Consider the following 18,446-nt stretch of genomic DNA (forward strand, 5'->3'; position numbering starts at 1 on the left):
ATACAAGTTCACCATCATTTGACAATAAAGTAAAATAATTTAAAATAAATAATTATATTAATTAAAAACAATGAAGAGAACATTTCAACCAAAAAATTTGATAAGAAAGCGTAGACACGGATTTCGTTCACGTATGGCAACAAGAGCTGGAAGAAAAATCCTTAATAGGCGCCGTTCATTAGGGTGTAACAAATTATGCGCATAGTAAGTATAAAAAAAAAGATTTTTCCTCTGCTTTCAAAAATAAGTTAGCACTCAACAGTCTTTTTTATCGTGGGCTTTATATATCACTGTACGCTATAAAAGAAAGAGAACCTGAAAAGTACATTCATACTATTAGAGTAGGTCTGGCTATCAGTAAAAAAGCCGGAAAAGCAGCAAAAAGAAATAAAATAAAAAGGCAACTACGAATGCTTGCTAAAATTAGCATTTTAAATATAAGTAATATAGGGCACTACTACATAATACTAACTCATAGAAACATTATGCAAGCAAATTATAAAAACTTACAAAAAGATCTAACTATTTGCTTAAAAAAGATAAAATAAAAAAAAATCTCAATTAAGGTATTTACAACTATATTTTTTATGATAACATAAGTAAAATTTTTAAAATAAATTAACAGGTGTGGGTTGTTTAATGGTAGAGAGTAGAAAAGAACAAGATAAAAATCTCAATATAAATAATGTTAAAGAAGATTTTTATGAATATAAAGAATCTAGTTATCGTACACAATGGGAATTAGCATTTGAGCAAAATCAATACTTAGAGCAGAATAAGAACAAGCCTGGACCGCAATTATTAGATTTGAATATAGAAGCGACTTCTCGTAATAAAAGAATTATTAAAAGGCGATAAAAAAAAATTTTTATAAACTTGGCGGCGACCTACTCTCCCTTTTCAAGTACCATCAGCGCTAAAAAGTTTCACTTCCGAGTTCGAGATGAGATCGGGTGGTTCATTTTTGCTATAGCCACCAAGTCAATAAAAATTTCTAACTTAACAATTTTAACTTAATATTTAACACTGCATACACACATATAGAAAGCAAATAAATCAATCAGGCTATTAGTACTAGTTAGCTTCACATGTTACCATGCTTCCACACCTAGCCTATCAACGTGGTAGTCTCCCACGGCCTTAATTGGGAAATCTTTTTGAAGAGGGTTTCTTGCTTATATGCTTTCAGCAATTATCCCATCTATACATAGCCACCCAGCGATGCTATTGGCATAACAGCTGGTACACCAGAGGTATATCCATCTCGGTCCTCTCGTACTAGAGTCAGACCTTCTCAAATTTCCTTCACCCACGGCAGATAGAAACCGAACTGTCTCACGACGTTCTAAACCCAACTCACGTATCACTTTAATCGGCGAACAGCCGAACCCTTGGGACCTTCTTCAGCCCCAGGATGTGATGAGTCGACATCGAGGTGCCAAACGGTGTCGTCGCTATGAACGCTCGAACACCATCAGCCTGTTATCCCCGGCGTACCTTTTATCCGTTGAGCGATGACCCTTCCATACAGAATCACCGGATCACTATGACCGACTTTCGTCTCTGCTTGGCTTGTCAGCCTCGCAGTCAGGCAAGCTTATGCCATTATACTATCAAGCTGATTTCCGACCAGCTCTAGCTTACCTTCGCACGCCTCCGTTACTTTTTAGGAGGCGACCGCCCCAGTCAAACTACCCACCATACAATGTCCTAGTTCCAGATAATGAAACATAGTTAGATATCAAAAGTGTAAAGGGTGGTATCTCAAGGTTGACTCCATTATAGCTAGCGCCATAACTTCAAAGTCTCCCACCTATCCTGCACATCACACTTTTAATAGCAATGTAAAGCTATAGTAAAGGTGCACGGGGTCTCTTCGTCTAACCGCGGGTACCCCGCATCTGCACGGGGAATTCAATTTCGCTGAAGTGATGTTGGAGACAGTGGAGAAATCGTTACGCCATTCGTGCGGGTCGGAACTTACCCGACAAGGAATTTCGCTACCTTAGGACCGTCAGTGTTACGGCCGCCGTTTACTGGGGCTTCAATTCGGAGCTTGCACCCTTCCTATTAACCTTCCAGCACCGGGCAGGCGTCAGACCCTATACTTCCACTTACGTGTTTGCAGAGTCCTGTGTTTTTAGTAAACAGTCGCTACTCCCTATTTTGTGCCACCTACTCATAGTTGCCTAAAAGCAGGTTACCATTCTTCCGAAGTTACAGGTATAATTTGCCGAGTTCCTTCAACATCATTCTTTCAACACCTTAGTATACTCTACTCATCCACCAGTGTCGGTTTGCGGTACGGCCTCATAAATATAAGTGCTATTTCCTGGAGCTTCTTTTAAGCATAGATCAATCCAATAAGATCTATACAAATACGAAACCCGTCACACTTAAGAGGTTTAGGAATATTAACCTAATTGCCATCGACTACTCCTTTACGGACTCGCCTTAGGAACCGACTAACCCTACGCAGATTAACTTAACGTAGGAACCCTTAGATTTTTGGTGAGAGTGTTTTTCACACTCTTTTACGCTACTTATGTCAGCATTCTCACTTCCGATATCTCCAGCAGTTTTCACAAACCACCTTCACAGACTTACGGAACGCTCCGCTACCGCGCCTATTAATCGAAATCAATAAGCACTCACATCTTCGGTATACAGCTTTAGCCCCGGTACATTTTCGGCGCAGAAAAACTTATTTAGACAAGTGAGCTGTTACGCTTTCTTTAAAGGATGGCTGCTTCCAAGCCAACCTCCTAGCTGTAATGGTTTTTCTACTTCCTTCCCCACTTAGCTGTAATTTTGGGACCTTAGATAGTGATCTGGGTTGTTTCCCTTTCCACCACGGACTTAGCACCCGTAGTGTGCCTGCTGTATAATTAATTGTTGGTATTCGGAGTTTAGTTAGATTTGGTAAGACGGTGAATCCCCCTAGTCTATCCAGTGCTCTACCCCCAACAACATACATACAACGCTCTACCTAAATAGATTTCGCGGAGAACCAGCTATTTCCAAGTTTGATTGGCCTTTCACCCCTAATCACAACTCATCCAATAATGTTGCAACATTAACTGGTTCGATCCTCCAGTGTGTTTTACCACACCTTCAATCTGGTCATGACTAGATCACTTGGTTTCGGGTCTAATCCATAAAACTAAAACGCCCTATTCAGACTTGCTTTCGCTACGCCTACACCTAACGGCTTAAGCTTGCTTCATAGATTAACTCGCTGACCCATTATGCAAAAGGTACGCTGTCACTCTAAATATCAATAAATTGATATAGAGCTCCAACTGTTTGTAAGCACTTGATTTCAGATTCTATTTCACTCCCCTCCCGGGGTTCTTTTCACCTTTCCCTCACGGTACTTGTTCACTATCGGTCGTTAAGGAGTATTTAGGCTTGGAGGATGGTCCCCCCATATTCAAACAGGATTTCACGTGCCCCGCTCTACTCAAGGATTTAAAAGACTTTCTACTTATACAGGACTATCACCTTCTATGGTTACTATTTCCAGAGTATTCTAATTCTTATTCTTAAATCACTAGCCTTTTCCGCTTTCGCTCGTCACTACTAACAGAATCTCGGTTGATTTCTTTTCCTTTGGCTACTTAGATATTTCAGTTCACCAAGTTTGCTTTACATACTTAGTACGTAATAACTAGCTAAACTAGTTGGGTTTGCCCATTCGGAAATCTGCGGATCAAAATTTGTTGACAATTCCCCACAGCTTATCGCAGCCTGCCACGTCCTTCATCGCCTCTTAACGCCAAGGCATCCATCAAGTGCTCTTAATAATTTATTTATCCGACTATATGCAGAATATGCAGAGTTAAATATTATTAAAATTGAATTGAGATTAAATTAATCTCTACCATAAAACTTGTCAAACATCTAAAAATTAAACTAATCTTTTATATATTATAACCTAACAAATAATATGTCAACGCCTTTTTGCACAAAACATTTACTTATATTATCAACAACAATATACTAGCAATCCTAAACAGTATAATCTGAGAACCTGTTCATAATCTCAAAAAAGTGATAAACTATGAGATGATGTATATGAATAAGGATATATGAGAAATTTATACCCAAGTGACATAAGTCGAGAACAATTTGAAAAAATCAGATCAATTCTGGAGAGTAGTAGGAAGAAAACAAAACCAAGAAAACTTGATTTGTATGATGTATTTTGTGCAGTGCTGTACGTCCTAAAAAGTGCCTGTCAGTGGAGAATGCTGCCAAAAGATTTTCCAAAATGGCGAAGTTGTTACGAATATTTTAAAAAATGGAGTGAAAAACCAAGCGAAGATACAGAAAGTACTTTGGAGCGTGTATTAAAAAAAATTAGTTGGAGAGACACGTATCAGCAATGGTCGGAAAGAAAGAACTAGTTTTTGTATAATTGATGCTCAGAGCGTAAAAAATGCAGATACTGCTGAAAATAAGGGCTACGATGCAGGTAAAAAAATTTCAGGAATAAAGCGCCATATTGCAGTAGATACACAAGGTTTACCACACGCGATTTATGTAACAACGGCAGAAGCAACCGACCGCAGCAGTGCCATGAAAATGGTCGAAAATGCTAAAGAAAAACTCTCTGAAGTTAAAAATATACTTGTTGATGCAGGCTACACTGGAGAAAATTTTGCAACACAAATAAAAGCAACTATTGGTTCGACGGTCGAAGTAATAAAGCGAAGTGAATTACACACCTTTGTTGTACTGCCAAAGAGATGGGTTGTTGAGCGCTCTTTTGCTTGGTTGGAAAAATGTAGGCGTTTGTGGAAAAATTGCGAGCGGAAACTCAACACTAGCTTACAAATGGTCGTTCTTGCTTTCACTTCTTTACTCCTTAAAAGATTATGAACAGGTTCTGAGAAATATGCGGTAAACTTATATATACAGTAAAAATTAATGAAAAAGATATTTTGTAAGATAAAATGTGTTAAAATCAATTGCCTAAAAATGATAATGAACATTCGGAGTATTTCTAATGTATGAAAAGTAATCTCTCTTTTATAAAAAACGTTGCTTTAAATTGTATGTCTAAGCTCATTGGCGTATTAAATATTAAGAAAGTAAAACATTTCATTGTGAATAAATACAATACTCTCCATAAAGAAATGATAATGCTTCTTGAAAAATCTAAAAACCTGTTAAATACCAACATTGAAATCGGTTTATATCACTTTTATAAAGGTAGCATATCAGATGCAAAGTTACGATTTTGGTTGATTAGCATATTTTACCCCCATTTACCTATAGTCTGGTATAACATCGGAAGGTGTCATTTTGCGGTAGGGAATACTAACAAAGCTTATAATTATTTAACAAAGACGCTAAAATTAGATAGTGACCACGAGGAGGCGTCTTACTATGTAAAAAAAATGACAAACTCAGCGCCTATTACAGAATTGCCAAAAAACCTCATAAGACAATATTTTGATTACACAGGTGAATATTTTGTTGAGCATTGGTTGATTGCTAAACAATATAGAGGGCATGAACTTGTACACATGATAATTACAAAAATCTTCAACAACTCCACTTCTAAGCTCAATATACTTGACCTTGGTTGTGGGACTGGAATATGTGGTCACTTCTTGAAAATAAATAGTACTGAAAGCCACATAACAGGAATTGACATTTCAAGTAGAATGCTAAATATAGCAAGAGGATGCTTTATACAAGGTAAGCCTGTTTACAATGAATTAATACATATGGAAATGAAAGAGTTTCTTAAACAAGAGAAAAACCAGAAGTATGATGTAATTATCTTTGCTGAAGTGCTACATTATCTATATAATTTTCAAGAAGAATTGGAATTAGCAAAAAGATTTATAAGTAAAAAAGGAGTTATCGTATGTTTAATAAGAAGAAAGGAAGGTGAAGGTATTGACTTTGTAAACAAAGGAGACTATTTTCGTCACTCAGAAAGTTATGTTCAACATGTTGCAAAAGAAATAAATATGCAGATAAGTTATATGAGTTACTGTAAAATATATGGCAGTCAGGTTGACGGTATCTTGTTTGCATTACAGCATCAACAAAAAAATCTGAAAAACCTCACTTAAAAATCGCTCAAAGTGGCTTTTAAGTATCTATATGTAATAAAAGAATAAAAGGAACTTTATGAATAACATTACTATTAATTATGCAAAGGATAGCAAATTAACCGATTTTGGAAAAGCAGTTCTATCAGACAGGTATTTAATAGAAAATGAAAGTTATCAAGACCTCTTTGCACGTATTGGTAATTACTATTCTGATAATAAAGAACATGCGCAGCGTCTTTATGACTACATGAGCAACTTGTGGTTCATGCCTTCAACACCAATACTTAGTAATGGTGGCACTAAGAGAGGATTACCTATTTCTTGCTTTCTTAATGAAACTGAAGACAGCTTGCAGGGAATAGTTGATTTATGGAATGAAAATGTTTGGCTAGCTGCACGTGGTGGAGGCATAGGTAGTTATTGGGGAAATCTACGTTCAATTGGCGAAAGTGTAAAAGGTAGCGGCAAAACATCAGGAATTGTTCCATTTATTGTAGTGCAAAATGCTCTAACGCTTGCAATTAGTCAGGGATCCTTAAGGCGAGGAAGTTCAGCAGTCTATCTTCCTGTATTTCATCCGGAGATAGAAGAGTTTCTGGATTTACGCAAGCCAACAGGCGGTGACCCAAATCGCAAAGCATTAAATATACATCATGCTGTAATAGTAACAGATAAATTTATGCAAGCTGTTGAGAATGACCAAGAATGGAATCTAATAAGCCCTCATAATAATAAGGTTATTTCAACCGTAAAAGCACGCGACATATGGGTCAAAATATTAACAGCAAGAGTTGAAACTGGAGAACCTTACATTATTTTCCTTGATGCAACAAATAACAATAAGCCAGAATCTTACAAAAAGCTCAACTTAGATATCAAGATGTCAAATCTATGCAGTGAAATAACTTTAACTACAGGTTATGATCACCTGAATAAGTCACGCACTGCTGTGTGTTGTCTATCATCCGTAAACCTTGAGTACTACGAAGAATGGAAAGACAATAAACTCTTCATAGAAGATATAATGCGCTTTCTTGACAATGTATTGGAAGATTTCATAAATAAAGCGCCAAGTGAAATGCAGCGAGCAAAATATTCTGCAATAAGAGAACGCAGTATTGGTTTTGGCGTGATGGGCTTTCACTCATTTTTACAAAGCAAAATGGTTCCTTTTGAATCAGTAACAGCACAACAATGGAATAAAAAAATATTTAAGTATTTACGCGAGCAAGCAGATATAGTTTCTAAAAAATTAGCAGAAGAAAAGGGGGCATGTCCTGATGCCAAAGAAGTTGATCTAATGGAAAGATTTACACACAAGCTCGCTATTGCTCCTACTGCCTCGATCTCCATTATTGCAGGTAATACCTCTCCTGGAATAGAACCATATGCAGCAAACGTATTCATACAAAAGACACTTACAGGCTCATTTGTAGTGCGAAATAAATTCTTGCAAAAACTATTAGCAGAAAAAAATCAAGACAATGATAAAATATGGTCTTCAATTTCAACAAACGAGGGTTCCGTTCAGCATTTAGATTTTCTTAGTGAGCATGAAAAATTGACATTTAAAACAGCGTACGAGCTTGACCAAAGATGGATTATAGAACATGCAAGTGATAGAACTTCGTATATTTGTCAATCTCAATCAGTAAATCTGTTCTTACCTGCCAACATACATAAACGTTACTTGCACAAAATACACATGCTTGCTTGGAAAAAAGGATTGAAGAGCTTATATTACTGCAGATCACAATCAATGCAGAGAGCCGATAAGGTCTCGCATGACATATTCAAAAAAAGTGAAATATTGCAACAAAAAACAGATATTGACTACGATGAATGTTTGTCATGCCAATAGATGCTACATAAAAATCCAGATGAGTTTCTAAAGTCTATTCCAAAAGATAAGCGCATAATGTGCCTTGACATGGGAGAAAAACAAATAGGCATAGCGTTTAGCGATAAAACACAGCTTATAGCTACAGCTCATAGTGTATATTATAGAAAAAATATGAGCAAAGATTTAGGTTATTTGCATAGAATATTTAAAGAAAATGAAGCTGGATCAATGGTAATAGGACTACCATTAAAAATGGACGAGCAAGAAACTAAATGGTGTAAAACCATAATCCAATTCGCAAATAAAATAATAAAAAAATATAAAGTACATATATACTTACAAGACGAAAGCTTCTCAACATCTATCGCAACTCATACACTAAAAATTACTGGAATATCAATCACAAAATCGAAAAAAATAGATGATAAAATCTCCGCATGTATCATTTTACAACGAACGTTAGACAAAATAAATACAATCAAATAGTTTTTCCAGATCTGGAAATCTTCAAACTGAATCTCATATAAAAGTTACTCAACAAAACAAGAACCTTTCGTATAAGCATGACAAATTGCTACAGCAAGAGCATCAGCAGCATGGTGACATTTTATACTCAAATTTTTAACTATTTGCTTCACCATAAATATAATCTGATCCTTATCAGCATGGCCGTTTCCGGTAATACTTTTTTTTATGTAGTTCGCGTCATACTCACTTATAGGAAGATCTGTTATTTTTAATGCTAAAATTGCAACTCCTCTTGCATATCCTAAAGTTAGTGAAGATTTAGGATTTTTATTAACAAAAATTTTTTCTACCGCAGCTTCATCAGGAGAGTATAGGGAAATTACTTTCTTTAATTGTTCAAAAATTACATATAGGCGTTCATCTGTATTGAGCTTATTGTCAGTTGATATGGTACCGCCGCCCAAAAATTCAATATTATTTTTCTCGTTCAGGCTGATAATGGCCCACCCAGTCTTGCTTATCCCTGGATCTAGACCTATTATTTTCACCACTTAATAAACGCTTAACCAATAGACAAATAAAAATAAAAATATCCAGACTATATCTACAAAGTGCCAATACCAGGAGGCAAACTCAAAGCACAAATGGTCCTGAGGTGTAAATTGGCCTTTCTGCACTCTAAATAAACACACTGATAAAAATATTATCCCTATTATAACATGTACGCAGTGAAAACCGGTAATCATATAAAAATTGGATGTATAAATAAGCTTTTCTCCTGTTTCTTGTAGAGAAAAACTCGCTTCATGATACTCTATTGCTTGCACTATTATAAAAAAAAACCCAAGCAATATAGTTATGGACAGCATTTTAATCATGCTCTTTTTATCATTTTCAAGTAAAGAGTGATTTGCCCAAGTAATTGTTGTACCAGAAAGCAATAATATTAATGTATTCATGAATGGTAGTGACCACGGATCAGGTGGCAAAATTCCCTCAGGGGGCCATTCAACTTTTTTTGCAGGAGAAAACGCCTCAAATAAAAAAACTGGATCAAGCCAAGCTTTAAAGAATGAACAAAAGAACACTATAAAAAACACGACCTCTGAGAGAATAAATAAGTACATTGCAAATTTGAGTCCATGTTTTACAATGGCAGTGTGACATTTGTCATAAATGGCCTCCCTTATTACATCTCTCCACCAATAGAACAGCACCCCTGATACTGCGGAGATTCCCAGAACTAAACAAAACATTCCGAAAATTTGTTTATGAAGCGCGCCAACTAATCCAAGTGCAAGAATAAGAATTGCCGCTGATATAGCAATTGGCCAAGGGCTTGGATCTACTAAATGAAAATCATGTTCTTTACTTTTCATAGCATTTTAAAAAATACTTATTAAGGATACAAATTAGCTTAAAATTGTCAATATTCCTCAAAATCTTGATTGATTTGTGAAAAATTATATGCACCGTTCAAAAAATCCAATATGAATTGGGCGCTTATCTTAAATAACTTCAGCATTCTGCTCTTTTCATTTTCTCTTGCCCTGCTGCAATATTCATCAACAATATTTTCCAAAATAATGCATCCAGATTCTATAAAACTACCGCTATAAAAATCAAACCAATCCTTATATCTATTATTTTTCTTGAATCTATTTTTCATACTATCAACGATAGTCTTGTATATAAACATGTAAGAATACAAAACTGTTATAACCTCAGTTATGGATTAGAAAATAGATAAAAGTATAACTAAGAAGAGGGAAACAGGGTAAACTCGAGTATTTTAGTAATAATAAGAGGTTACCCATGAAGAAAGATATTACAGAACTGTACTGTTGCGTCGAGGATTTTTGTCGTGCGGTAGATGATAATTTTGCAAATAGGTTCTTATCAAACGGCAAAAAACCAACCAGAGTACCAGAAATAGCGCACTCAGAAATTCTAACCATAATCCTATTATACCATAAATCACCATGTAAAAACTTCAAGGCTTTTTATCTTTGTTATCTTCAGTTATTCTATAGATCAGAGTTTTCAAAGCTGCCTTCATATCACAGATTTATTGCCTTAAAGCCGCGAGTTTTGTGGTATTTAGCATTACTTTTGCAATGGTTTTGTGAACAAGCAAAAATGACCGGGATTTCCTACATAGATTCTACTTCAATAGCAGTATGCCATCGAAAAAGAATCTCAAGAAATAAGGTTTTCAAAGGATTAGCAGAGTTAGGAAAGAATACTTACGGCTGGTTTTTTGGTTTTAAATTACATGTAGTAATCAATGAAATAGGTGAAATTCAAGGTGTTACGCTAACCAGAGGTAACGTCGATGACAGAAAACCTGTACCAACTCTAACCAAAAAACTAACTGGACTTTTGTTTGGAGATAAGGGCTATATAAAGAAAGAGCTCTTTGAGAAACTATTCGATAGAGGTCTAAAACTCGTCACTAAAGTGAAAAAAGGTATGAAAAATGCACTGATTTCGCTGAAAGAGAAGATTTTACTAGGGAAAAGATCGATTGTTGAAACGGTTTTTGGCTGCCTAAAAAACAAATTTGAACTTGAGCACACTCGGCATAGATCCACAGTAAATTTCTTGGTACATATTTTTTCTACCCTCATTTCTTATTCAATGCAATCGAAAAAGCCCTGTATTTCTCAGCTTTACTTCGTTGGTTAATCCATAACTGGGGTTTATAGCTTCATAAGTGTTGCTATATGAGGTAGACAAAAGAAAATTAGTGAAATTTAAGCACTCAAGAGATTTCTCTCCACGACTTATAGCATATATAGTAAAGTAGTGGTTATGCAAAATTCTCTCAATAGCAATTGCCCCTCGAGCCACCCTAATAAGTGAAACAACATTGTTACAGTCTTCTACCCTGGATGCAGTAATTAAGATAGTACGAATATAATAGACTTCTTTCAAAATTGGAAAAGAGCAAAAAATTAGTATAAAATCATACATTTAAAAGTATGAGATATGAAGAAACTAAGGAGTTAGATGAAGAGAAGTTTCGTCGTCTGACAGGAGTAAAGAAGGCAACTTTCAACAGGATGGTAGAAATTTTAGATGAAGAAGATAGAAGGAAAAAAGCAAAAAGTGGGCGTAAAAGCAAGCTCTGTATAGAAGACAGGCTACTTATGGCATTGGAATATCTTCGTGAATATCGGACATATTTCCACATTGGTCGAAGTTATGGTATGAGCGAAAGTACGACCTATAAAATCATAAAGTGGATTGAAAATACATTGGTAAAACATCCGGATTTTGCATTGCCAGGGCGAAAAGAGGTTCTAAAAAGTGATATAGAATATGAGGTTTTAGTGATAGATGCAACAGAAACTCCTGTGGAAAGACCCAAAAAAAGCAAAAAAGATTTTATTCAGGAAAAAAGAAAAAGCACAGTATAAAAACACAGATTATTTCGGAAAAAGAAAGCAAAAAGATCATTTGCACGTCTTTTTCAAATGGTAGGAAACATGATTTTCGGCTTTTTAAGGAGTCAAAAGTGCACATACTACCAAGTATCAAAGTCCTAGCAGATAGCGGTTACAGAGGTCTACAAAAAATTCACGCAAATGTTGAATTGCCACATAGAAAAACGAAAAAGCACCCATTGACTAAGAAACAAAAGCAAGAAAATCAAGAGCTTGCAAGCAAAAGAGTTGTGGTTGAGAATGTAATCGGTTTGCTTAAAAGATTTAAAATTATTGCAGATAAATATCGCAATCGGCGAAAACGTTTTGGATTGAGATTCAATTTGATAGCTGGAATTTACAATCTAGAGTTGATGATGTGAATTTTGAAAGAGGTCTAATCACTCAAGAGTAATGTACCTTGTTGAATATAGAATCTGAAACTTTCTATACTTAGAGTGTTACTCGCCAATTCAACATTAAAAGGATGCTTAATTATATCCTTTAAAAGATTTGACCCATAACAACTCTTAATTATACCACTGAACACTATAATACTGACAACGTAAACAACTTGTGCTAATGCATTTTTATTGAGGTATATTAGAGTAATATGCCTCATCTAAAAACGTTATCTCTAGTTCCAGTCCTTTCCTACAAAGTTCATATATCCTTTCCTTCTCACAGTCACTAGCTTTTTTGTATAGCCTACTTGTAATATCACTAACCTCTTCAATCACCGCGTCCATTCCTTTGCTATTACAGACATCAATCCACTTTTTGTATTTGTTATTTTTAATCCCCTTAGTTGTTATCTCATTTGCCATATGGCATATAACAATTTGGTACACATTAAAGAGAGAATAAGACAACACTAAGGTCTCAGTAACAGAATTATGATACGCAGTACTCATGAAAAGGTCAACACAGGCAGAACAAGCTCTTGACTTTTTATGATTATCAGATAAATCACAATCCTCGAAATATTTCTTATATTGTTCTCGAAAATCAAATGCTCCTTTTGTTATATCGATTAACCTACTCATTATTTCAACATCATTAACTTTAGCTGCAACAACTAAATGAGCACGAGCGCAATCTACAGAACCTAGAAAATCCTGCTGAAGGTAAAATTTAAATCTTTTATAATCTAAAGTACCATTCATTAATGCAACATAAAAAGGATGTTCTTTCATCTTATCAATAAGATCGGAAAACTCTTTTACAATTACGTTGTACAGTTCTCCTTCTATTTCGTTATACACTTTATAAGCCTCACAATAAAAATTGAATATAAAAATTATTATCAACGTGGTATAATTATTATGAAAAAGCGTGTTATACTTTAACAATAAGCTAGTATATAAATATGGGGCTGTAAATCAAAAATTTTAGCAACCTAAAGAAATTTTACTATTACCTTCTATATTGAATTCTCTACAAAGATCAGCAGACAAGTTCATGCTTTCCCAAGAAAATCCACCATCATTTTCTGACTCTTTACCAAAATGTCCATAACAGGCTGTACGTTTATATATAGGACGATTAAGCGATAAATGCTTGATTATGCCTTTTGTTGATAAATCTACACTACTCTCAATAAACTTTTTAATCTTTTTTTCATCTATCGTATTTGTACTAAATGTGTCAATATAGAATGAAGTGGGTTGTGATATACCAATTGCATAAGAAAGCTGCACAAGACAGCGTTTAGCCAAACCTGCAAAGACAATATTTTTAGCAAGGTATCTTGCCATATAAGCTGCAGATCTATCAACTTTGGTTGCATCTTTTCCGGAAAACGCCCCTCCACCGTGTGGAATATAACCTCCATAAGTATCAACCATAATTTTTCGTCCGGTTAATCCACAATCACCAACTGGCCCACCAATAACAAATCTACCAGTTGGATTGACTAAGAGATTTTCCTCAGGACACATCCATCCTTCAGGTAAAGATGAAACTATGTAAGGGTAAATTATTTCTTTTACTTTTGATTGATCCAAATCCTCAGGGTGCTGTATTGAGACAATAATACTTTCAGCACGTACCGGGAGGTTATTCTCATATGCCAAAGTGATTTGTGACTTTGCATCCGGACCAAGTTTTACTTCTTTAACTGCACTCATGATATTTTTCAGAATCGAGTGTGCATAAAAAATGGGTGCTGGCATAAGGTTTTCTGTCTCTGTTGTTGCATAGCCATACATTATGCCCTGATCTCCAGCACCTTGATCCAACCCTATTGCAATGTCATTTGATTGCTCATGCAGCAGTATATTTACCTTCACTTTTCTCCAGTGGAAACCATCATGCTCATAACCAATATCTTTTATTGTATTCCGTACAATACTTTCAATCCTGCTATTTTTGATGTTAGGTCCGAATACTTCCCCAGCTATAATAACGTTATCTTTGGTGACTAAAGTCTCTATTGCAGCTCGCGCAAAAGGATCAGTGAAAAGGTACTCATCAAGTATTGCATCTGAAATTTGATCTGCTACTTTATCTGGATGACCAGCCGCCACTGATTCACTGGTTATTAAATTTTTATATAAACTCATGCTTTAGGTTTCTGCTGATACAATACCAAAACCGCTATAAAAACACAGTTAATAATTACTAAATGGTGGGTCTGGGAAGAGTTGAACCTCCGACCTCACGCTTATCAGGCGTGCGCTCTAACCACCTGAGCTACAGACCCCTGATTTATTCAAGCTGAAGCTTTCATATTATCTGTAGGCAAGATATCAATAAAAGTCTTTTTATTTGCTGACCTTCTAAAGCTGACCCAGCCTTCTACTTTGGCAAAAATCGTATGATCTTTACCTATACCAACATTCTTCCCAGGATGGAATTTTGTGCCTCTTTGGCGCACAATTATGTTACCAGGAATAACTTTCCCATTCTTCTTTATTCCTAACCTACGACCTGCTGAATCTCTACCATTACAGGAACTACCACCTGATTTTTTAGTTGCCATATCTTACCTCTTACTTTTGAAGATTAATTTCATTGATACGAAGAACAGTTATATACTGCCTATGACCAGTTTTCCTACGGTAATTTTTTCTTCTTTTCTTCTTAAAGATTATAATTTTTTCCCCCCTGCACTGCTCCAATACTTCAGCTTTAACAGTAGCATTAGATGAATAAGATAAGCCATTATTTGAAATACAAATCACCTTATTGATTTCCACCTCTTTTTTTTCTTCAGCTTCTAACTTCTCTACTTTTATTATACTGCCTTCTTTTACTAAATATTGCTTTCCACCAGTCTCAATTACTGCAAACATGATAAATATAAATTATTGTTATTAACTTTAATCGTAAACGATGTCATATATGCTGTCAATATAAATAAAAAACATGACTTAATGCTCCTTCTGAGCTACTTAAATACTTCTATCTTTCTTCACCCTTTATCTGCTTTTTCTCAGACAATAATTAATTCTCAAAAAATCTTGTTTTAAACAGAAGCAAAACTTGGTCATTTTTAATCCCCCTCACTTTGCTTTTATAGCAGGTCTCTAATTAAAACTCCATAATAAGGCTTATTAATTATCTAGCAAAAATTCAGCTTCAATTTGAAAAAAGTACAACCTGTTGCTATTCAGTTGGGATTTTATAAGTTATAATTTATTCCAAGCTCAAATCCATGATTATAATCTTCAAATGCTTTCAATAGACTATAACCAGCAAAAGCACTTGTCCTTGAAGAAAGCGGAAAATCAAGACCAGAGCTTATTTTATATGAGAAACCAAACTTTGACTGTCCAACAAAATCAATAGCAGCACCTATACCAACATTAACATATAGAGTGATATCTGTGTTTGTAAACTCGTAGTGATAACGTGAATTTGCCAAAATTCCTCCTTGCAGTCTATATTTAAAAATATTTGCAACTGAAATCATAGGCTCAACTGAAATTTTTACGCTGTTTGTGTAGTGATAACCGATACTATGACTAAAATTGCCAGAACTGTATGACGAAGAAGTATAGATCCTATCTCTAACACAATCAACTCCAAAACATGGTACTGACAAAGAAACAGCAGGCAATATAGCTACTAAAGTAAATAATTTTTTCATTTTTACCTCTAAATATCGGTACACGCATGTATACACATATAAACGTTAAAAATAGATAATTATAGTCAAATTACTTTATTTTTTTAATCACTTGCTTTTCTCTTGCTATTGCAAGGCTTTTTTCTGGTACATCCTCAACTATAACACTACCTGCTGCAATTACAGATTCATCATGAATATTAAGTGGCGCAATCAGCGAGCTATTGGCGCCAACAAAGCAATTGCTCCCAATATTTGTTTCATGTTTATTTTTCCCATCATAATTACAAACAATAGTGCCTGCTCCTATATTACTCCCCTGTCCTACCTTAGTATTTCCTATATAACTTAAGTGTTTTATTCTAGTGTTTTGACCAACTTCACTTGTTTTCACTTCCACAAAATTTCCTATTTTTGCCTTATTATCAATTGTTGTATTTCCACGTATTCTGGTAAATGGACCGACCTCAGCATTACTTTTAATTAAGCAGTTTTCTAAATGCGAAAATGGCAGTATTTTCGCACCAGACTCTATTTTCACTCCAGGACCGAAAAAAACGTATGGGTAAATAACTGAATCTCTGGCAATTTGCGTATCAAGAGAAAAGAAAACAGTCTCTGGCGCAACAAGCGTTACTCCGGAGTCGGTAAAAACTTTTCTTTTATTTTCTTGAAAGTAAAATTCAGCTTTTATAAGGTCATTTCTATTATTTATTCCAGTTGCTTCTTCTCCACCCGTAATAACGTAACCGACATTTAAATTACTCCTCACTGCAATGGAAACTATATCGGTCAAATAATACTCATGAGTTAAGCTATTGCACTCTATTTTCTCCACCAATTCACGTAAATTCTTTGCATATGCAACCATTATTCCAGCATTGGCAAGAAACTCTTCATGACTATTTTTATCACTCTTTGCTTCTACGATTTCTCTTAAGGAACCATTCTCAATAATTAACCTACCGTATTCTTTATTGCTTGTCCTAAAACCTAGGCAAACTAGAGCCTTGCCTTCTAAGCAACTAACCATTTTAGTTATTGTGCTGCTTTTTATGAGTGGGGTATCTCCATACTGCACAATAATTATGCTCGAATCTGGCAATTCTTTCAGGTTTCTCATCGCAGTTTTGACTGCATCTCCCGTGCCAAGTGTTAATTCTTGTGTAATTAACTGTATATCCTTAAAGCACTTTAGTCTTTCAATTAAAGGCAGATCAACTACAACAGCAATATTTTCAGAATTTAACTGTTTTGCATTGTAAATGACATGCTGGAGCATGGAAAAACTGCCTATTTTGTGTAGGACCTTAGGCAAATCTGAATTCATCCGCCTGCCATGCCCTGCAGCAAGTATAACGAACGTATGAGTTTTACTTATCACTTATCTTAAAGATGAAAAATGAAAACCGTAATGATCAAGCCAGCTGATTTTGTTGTCATAAAAGCTCCTTAAGTCGCTAATTTGATATTTTAGCATTGCAAGCCTTTCTATACCAATGCCAAACGCAAAACCGCTGTATTTAGTGTGATCTATTCCAACATTTTGAAATACATTTGGATGCGTCATACCGCACCCCAGTACTTCTATCCATTTACTACCTTTATAACTTATGTCCACTTCTGCAGAAGGCTCAGTAAAGGGAAAAAAACTATTACGAAAGCGTATCTTTAACCCTTTATCGCCAAAGAACTTATTAAGGAAGTGATGAATAGTAAATTTTAACTGACCCATATTGACATTCTCACTGACATATAACCCCTCTATCTGGTGAAACATAGGAGTGTGAGTTGCATCAAAGTCGTTTCTATATACTCTACCAGGAGCTACGATTTTAATCGGAAAAGTTTTCGCTTTTTCCATAGTTCTGATCTCCACAGATGAAGTATGAGTGCGCAGCACCATTCTTTTGTCGTTTATTTTATTCTTTAAGTAGAAGGTATCTTGCTCCTCCCGCGCAGGGTGGTGACTTGGAGTATTCAGTGCATCAAATACATGAAATTCATCTTCGATATCAGGACCATCAACTGCTTTGAAACCCATATGTGCAAAAATGAGCTTTGCTTCGTTTATAACCTTACTGAGTGGATGAACCCTGCCAATTTTTTCTGGCCTTGCAGGCAACGTGATATCAATTGCCTCGTTCTGCAATTTAAAGTTAACTTCTTCGGTTCTTAGTATATTTTCCTTATTCATTATAAGCTGATCTAGCTTATTACGTAAAACGTTGATAACTTCGCCTAAATTGCGCTTTTTTCCTGCGTCTTCTATCTCTTTTAAGTTGTCAAAATAAGCTTTAATTACTCCCTTTTTTCCCAGATATGATAGCCTAACTTTTTCTAAATCTTGTAAAGAAGAAGCACTCTCAATTTCAGAAACTGCTTTATCCTCAAGTGAAGGTATTTCATTCAGTAGCTCTTTATTCATCTTAGAAACGCTGGCTTAAACTTTCATTATAGTAAAATTTTAAATATCATCAACAATCCGAAAAACTGCCCCATTCTAATTATTAATTTATTGACCAATTAATTTTTTTTATTTACCTTTATACTGATGAATT

General features: G+C 35.2%; 18 protein-coding genes, 1 tRNA gene, 2 rRNA genes and 1 pseudogene. 9 read left to right on the forward strand and 13 right to left on the reverse strand.

Annotated elements, in window-relative coordinates; all coding sequences use genetic code 11:
* Positions 1-70 precede the first annotated feature (70 nt).
* The 3 genes and pseudogenes from rpmH to NBW39_RS08100 all read left to right on the forward strand — a co-directional run bounded on the left by rpmH (position 71) and on the right by NBW39_RS08100 (position 858).
* Positions 71-205 carry a 50S ribosomal protein L34 gene (rpmH, locus tag NBW39_RS08090; protein WP_006279898.1) on the forward strand — a complete coding sequence of 45 codons (135 nt, stop codon included), beginning with the start codon at positions 71-73 and terminating at the stop codon, positions 203-205.
* A gap of 67 nt (positions 206-272) precedes the next feature.
* Positions 273-548 (forward strand): annotated as a pseudogene (rnpA, locus tag NBW39_RS08095) (ribonuclease P protein component); the annotation flags it as partial.
* 91 nt (positions 549-639) lie between these two features.
* The gene (locus NBW39_RS08100; protein WP_250295151.1) at positions 640-858 is read left to right on the forward strand and encodes a hypothetical protein; all 219 of its coding nucleotides are present in this window, start codon (positions 640-642) and stop codon (positions 856-858) included.
* Between the two features lie 16 nt (positions 859-874).
* Here NBW39_RS08100 and rrf read toward each other — a convergent pair.
* Together rrf and NBW39_RS08110 are read right to left on the reverse strand one after the other, a co-directional pair.
* Positions 875-981: ribosomal RNA gene (gene rrf / locus NBW39_RS08105) — 5S ribosomal RNA — on the reverse strand.
* 66 nt (positions 982-1,047) lie between these two features.
* Positions 1,048-3,814 (reverse strand): 23S ribosomal RNA (locus NBW39_RS08110).
* A gap of 277 nt (positions 3,815-4,091) precedes the next feature.
* Here NBW39_RS08110 and NBW39_RS08115 point away from each other — a divergent pair.
* The 4 genes from NBW39_RS08115 to ruvX all read left to right on the forward strand — a co-directional run bounded on the left by NBW39_RS08115 (position 4,092) and on the right by ruvX (position 8,403).
* Positions 4,092-4,884, forward strand: a protein-coding gene (locus NBW39_RS08115) for an IS5 family transposase (protein WP_250294670.1) whose coding sequence is annotated in 2 segments (ribosomal slippage) — positions 4,092-4,355 and positions 4,357-4,884 — 792 coding nt in all. Because the reading frame shifts where the segments join, the coding sequence is not laid out codon by codon here.
* Between the two features lie 131 nt (positions 4,885-5,015).
* Complete coding sequence (locus NBW39_RS08120) at positions 5,016-6,092, forward strand: class I SAM-dependent DNA methyltransferase (protein ID WP_250295152.1); 1,077 nt, start codon at positions 5,016-5,018, stop codon at positions 6,090-6,092.
* Between the two features lie 58 nt (positions 6,093-6,150).
* Positions 6,151-7,935, forward strand: coding sequence for a ribonucleoside-diphosphate reductase subunit alpha (locus NBW39_RS08125; protein ID WP_250295153.1), 1,785 nt, complete (start codon positions 6,151-6,153; stop codon positions 7,933-7,935).
* Positions 7,936-8,403 carry a Holliday junction resolvase RuvX gene (gene ruvX / locus NBW39_RS08130; protein WP_250295154.1) on the forward strand — a complete coding sequence of 156 codons (468 nt, stop codon included), beginning with the start codon at positions 7,936-7,938 and terminating at the stop codon, positions 8,401-8,403.
* A gap of 44 nt (positions 8,404-8,447) precedes the next feature.
* Here ruvX and ruvC read toward each other — a convergent pair whose 3' ends face one another.
* Genes ruvC through NBW39_RS08145 form a run of 3 tightly spaced genes read right to left on the reverse strand, consistent with a single transcriptional unit; the run spans position 8,448 to position 10,117 of the window.
* Entirely contained in the window at positions 8,448-8,936 is a 489-nt protein-coding gene (gene ruvC, locus NBW39_RS08135; protein WP_250295155.1) for a crossover junction endodeoxyribonuclease RuvC, read from the reverse strand.
* The gene (locus NBW39_RS08140; protein WP_250295156.1) at positions 8,937-9,764 is read right to left on the reverse strand and encodes a cytochrome c oxidase subunit 3; all 828 of its coding nucleotides are present in this window, start codon (positions 9,762-9,764) and stop codon (positions 8,937-8,939) included. It abuts the gene before it with no gap.
* Between the two features lie 47 nt (positions 9,765-9,811).
* Positions 9,812-10,117, reverse strand: a complete 306-nt coding sequence (locus tag NBW39_RS08145) for a thiaminase II/PqqC family protein (RefSeq protein ID WP_305879772.1) — start codon at positions 10,115-10,117, stop codon at positions 9,812-9,814.
* 83 nt (positions 10,118-10,200) lie between these two features.
* Between NBW39_RS08145 and NBW39_RS08150 the strand changes: the two genes are divergently transcribed.
* A complete protein-coding gene (locus tag NBW39_RS08150) occupies positions 10,201-11,073 on the forward strand; it encodes an IS982 family transposase (protein WP_250294632.1) in 873 nt (290 codons plus the stop codon).
* Positions 11,074-11,369: 296 nt separating this feature from the next.
* Positions 11,370-12,196 (forward strand): IS5 family transposase gene (locus tag NBW39_RS08155; protein WP_250294694.1). Its coding sequence is split into 2 segments (ribosomal slippage): positions 11,370-11,757 and positions 11,757-12,196, totalling 828 coding nucleotides; the frame shifts between segments, so codons are not numbered across the junction.
* 207 nt (positions 12,197-12,403) lie between these two features.
* Here the strand turns inward: NBW39_RS08155 and NBW39_RS08160 are convergent.
* The 8 genes from NBW39_RS08160 to pheS all read right to left on the reverse strand — a co-directional run bounded on the left by NBW39_RS08160 (position 12,404) and on the right by pheS (position 18,313).
* Entirely contained in the window at positions 12,404-13,078 is a 675-nt protein-coding gene (locus NBW39_RS08160) for a thiaminase II/PqqC family protein (RefSeq protein ID WP_250295158.1), read from the reverse strand.
* A 126-nt stretch (positions 13,079-13,204) separates the two neighbouring features.
* The gene (metK, locus tag NBW39_RS08165; protein ID WP_250295159.1) at positions 13,205-14,377 is read right to left on the reverse strand and encodes a methionine adenosyltransferase; all 1,173 of its coding nucleotides are present in this window, start codon (positions 14,375-14,377) and stop codon (positions 13,205-13,207) included.
* Positions 14,378-14,440: 63 nt separating this feature from the next.
* A tRNA-Ile gene (locus tag NBW39_RS08170) sits at positions 14,441-14,517 on the reverse strand.
* Positions 14,518-14,526: 9 nt separating this feature from the next.
* The gene (gene rpmA / locus NBW39_RS08175; protein ID WP_096617064.1) at positions 14,527-14,796 is read right to left on the reverse strand and encodes a 50S ribosomal protein L27; all 270 of its coding nucleotides are present in this window, start codon (positions 14,794-14,796) and stop codon (positions 14,527-14,529) included.
* A 10-nt stretch (positions 14,797-14,806) separates the two neighbouring features.
* On the reverse strand, positions 14,807-15,109 hold the full coding sequence (gene rplU / locus NBW39_RS08180; RefSeq protein ID WP_182366585.1) for a 50S ribosomal protein L21: 303 nt from the start codon (positions 15,107-15,109) through the stop codon (positions 14,807-14,809).
* Positions 15,110-15,438: 329 nt separating this feature from the next.
* A complete protein-coding gene (locus NBW39_RS08185; RefSeq protein WP_250295160.1) occupies positions 15,439-15,906 on the reverse strand; it encodes a P44/Msp2 family outer membrane protein in 468 nt (155 codons plus the stop codon).
* Between the two features lie 70 nt (positions 15,907-15,976).
* Positions 15,977-17,269: a bifunctional UDP-N-acetylglucosamine diphosphorylase/glucosamine-1-phosphate N-acetyltransferase GlmU gene (gene glmU / locus NBW39_RS08190; protein ID WP_256466297.1), complete on the reverse strand. Its 1,293-nt coding sequence runs from the start codon at positions 17,267-17,269 to the stop codon at positions 15,977-15,979.
* Positions 17,270-18,313 carry a phenylalanine--tRNA ligase subunit alpha gene (pheS, locus tag NBW39_RS08195; RefSeq protein ID WP_250295162.1) on the reverse strand — a complete coding sequence of 348 codons (1,044 nt, stop codon included), beginning with the start codon at positions 18,311-18,313 and terminating at the stop codon, positions 17,270-17,272.
* Positions 18,314-18,446: the final 133 nt, after the last annotated feature.

Source organism: Wolbachia endosymbiont of Oedothorax gibbosus, assembly GCF_936270435.1.
GTDB lineage: Bacteria > Pseudomonadota > Alphaproteobacteria > Rickettsiales > Anaplasmataceae > Wolbachia.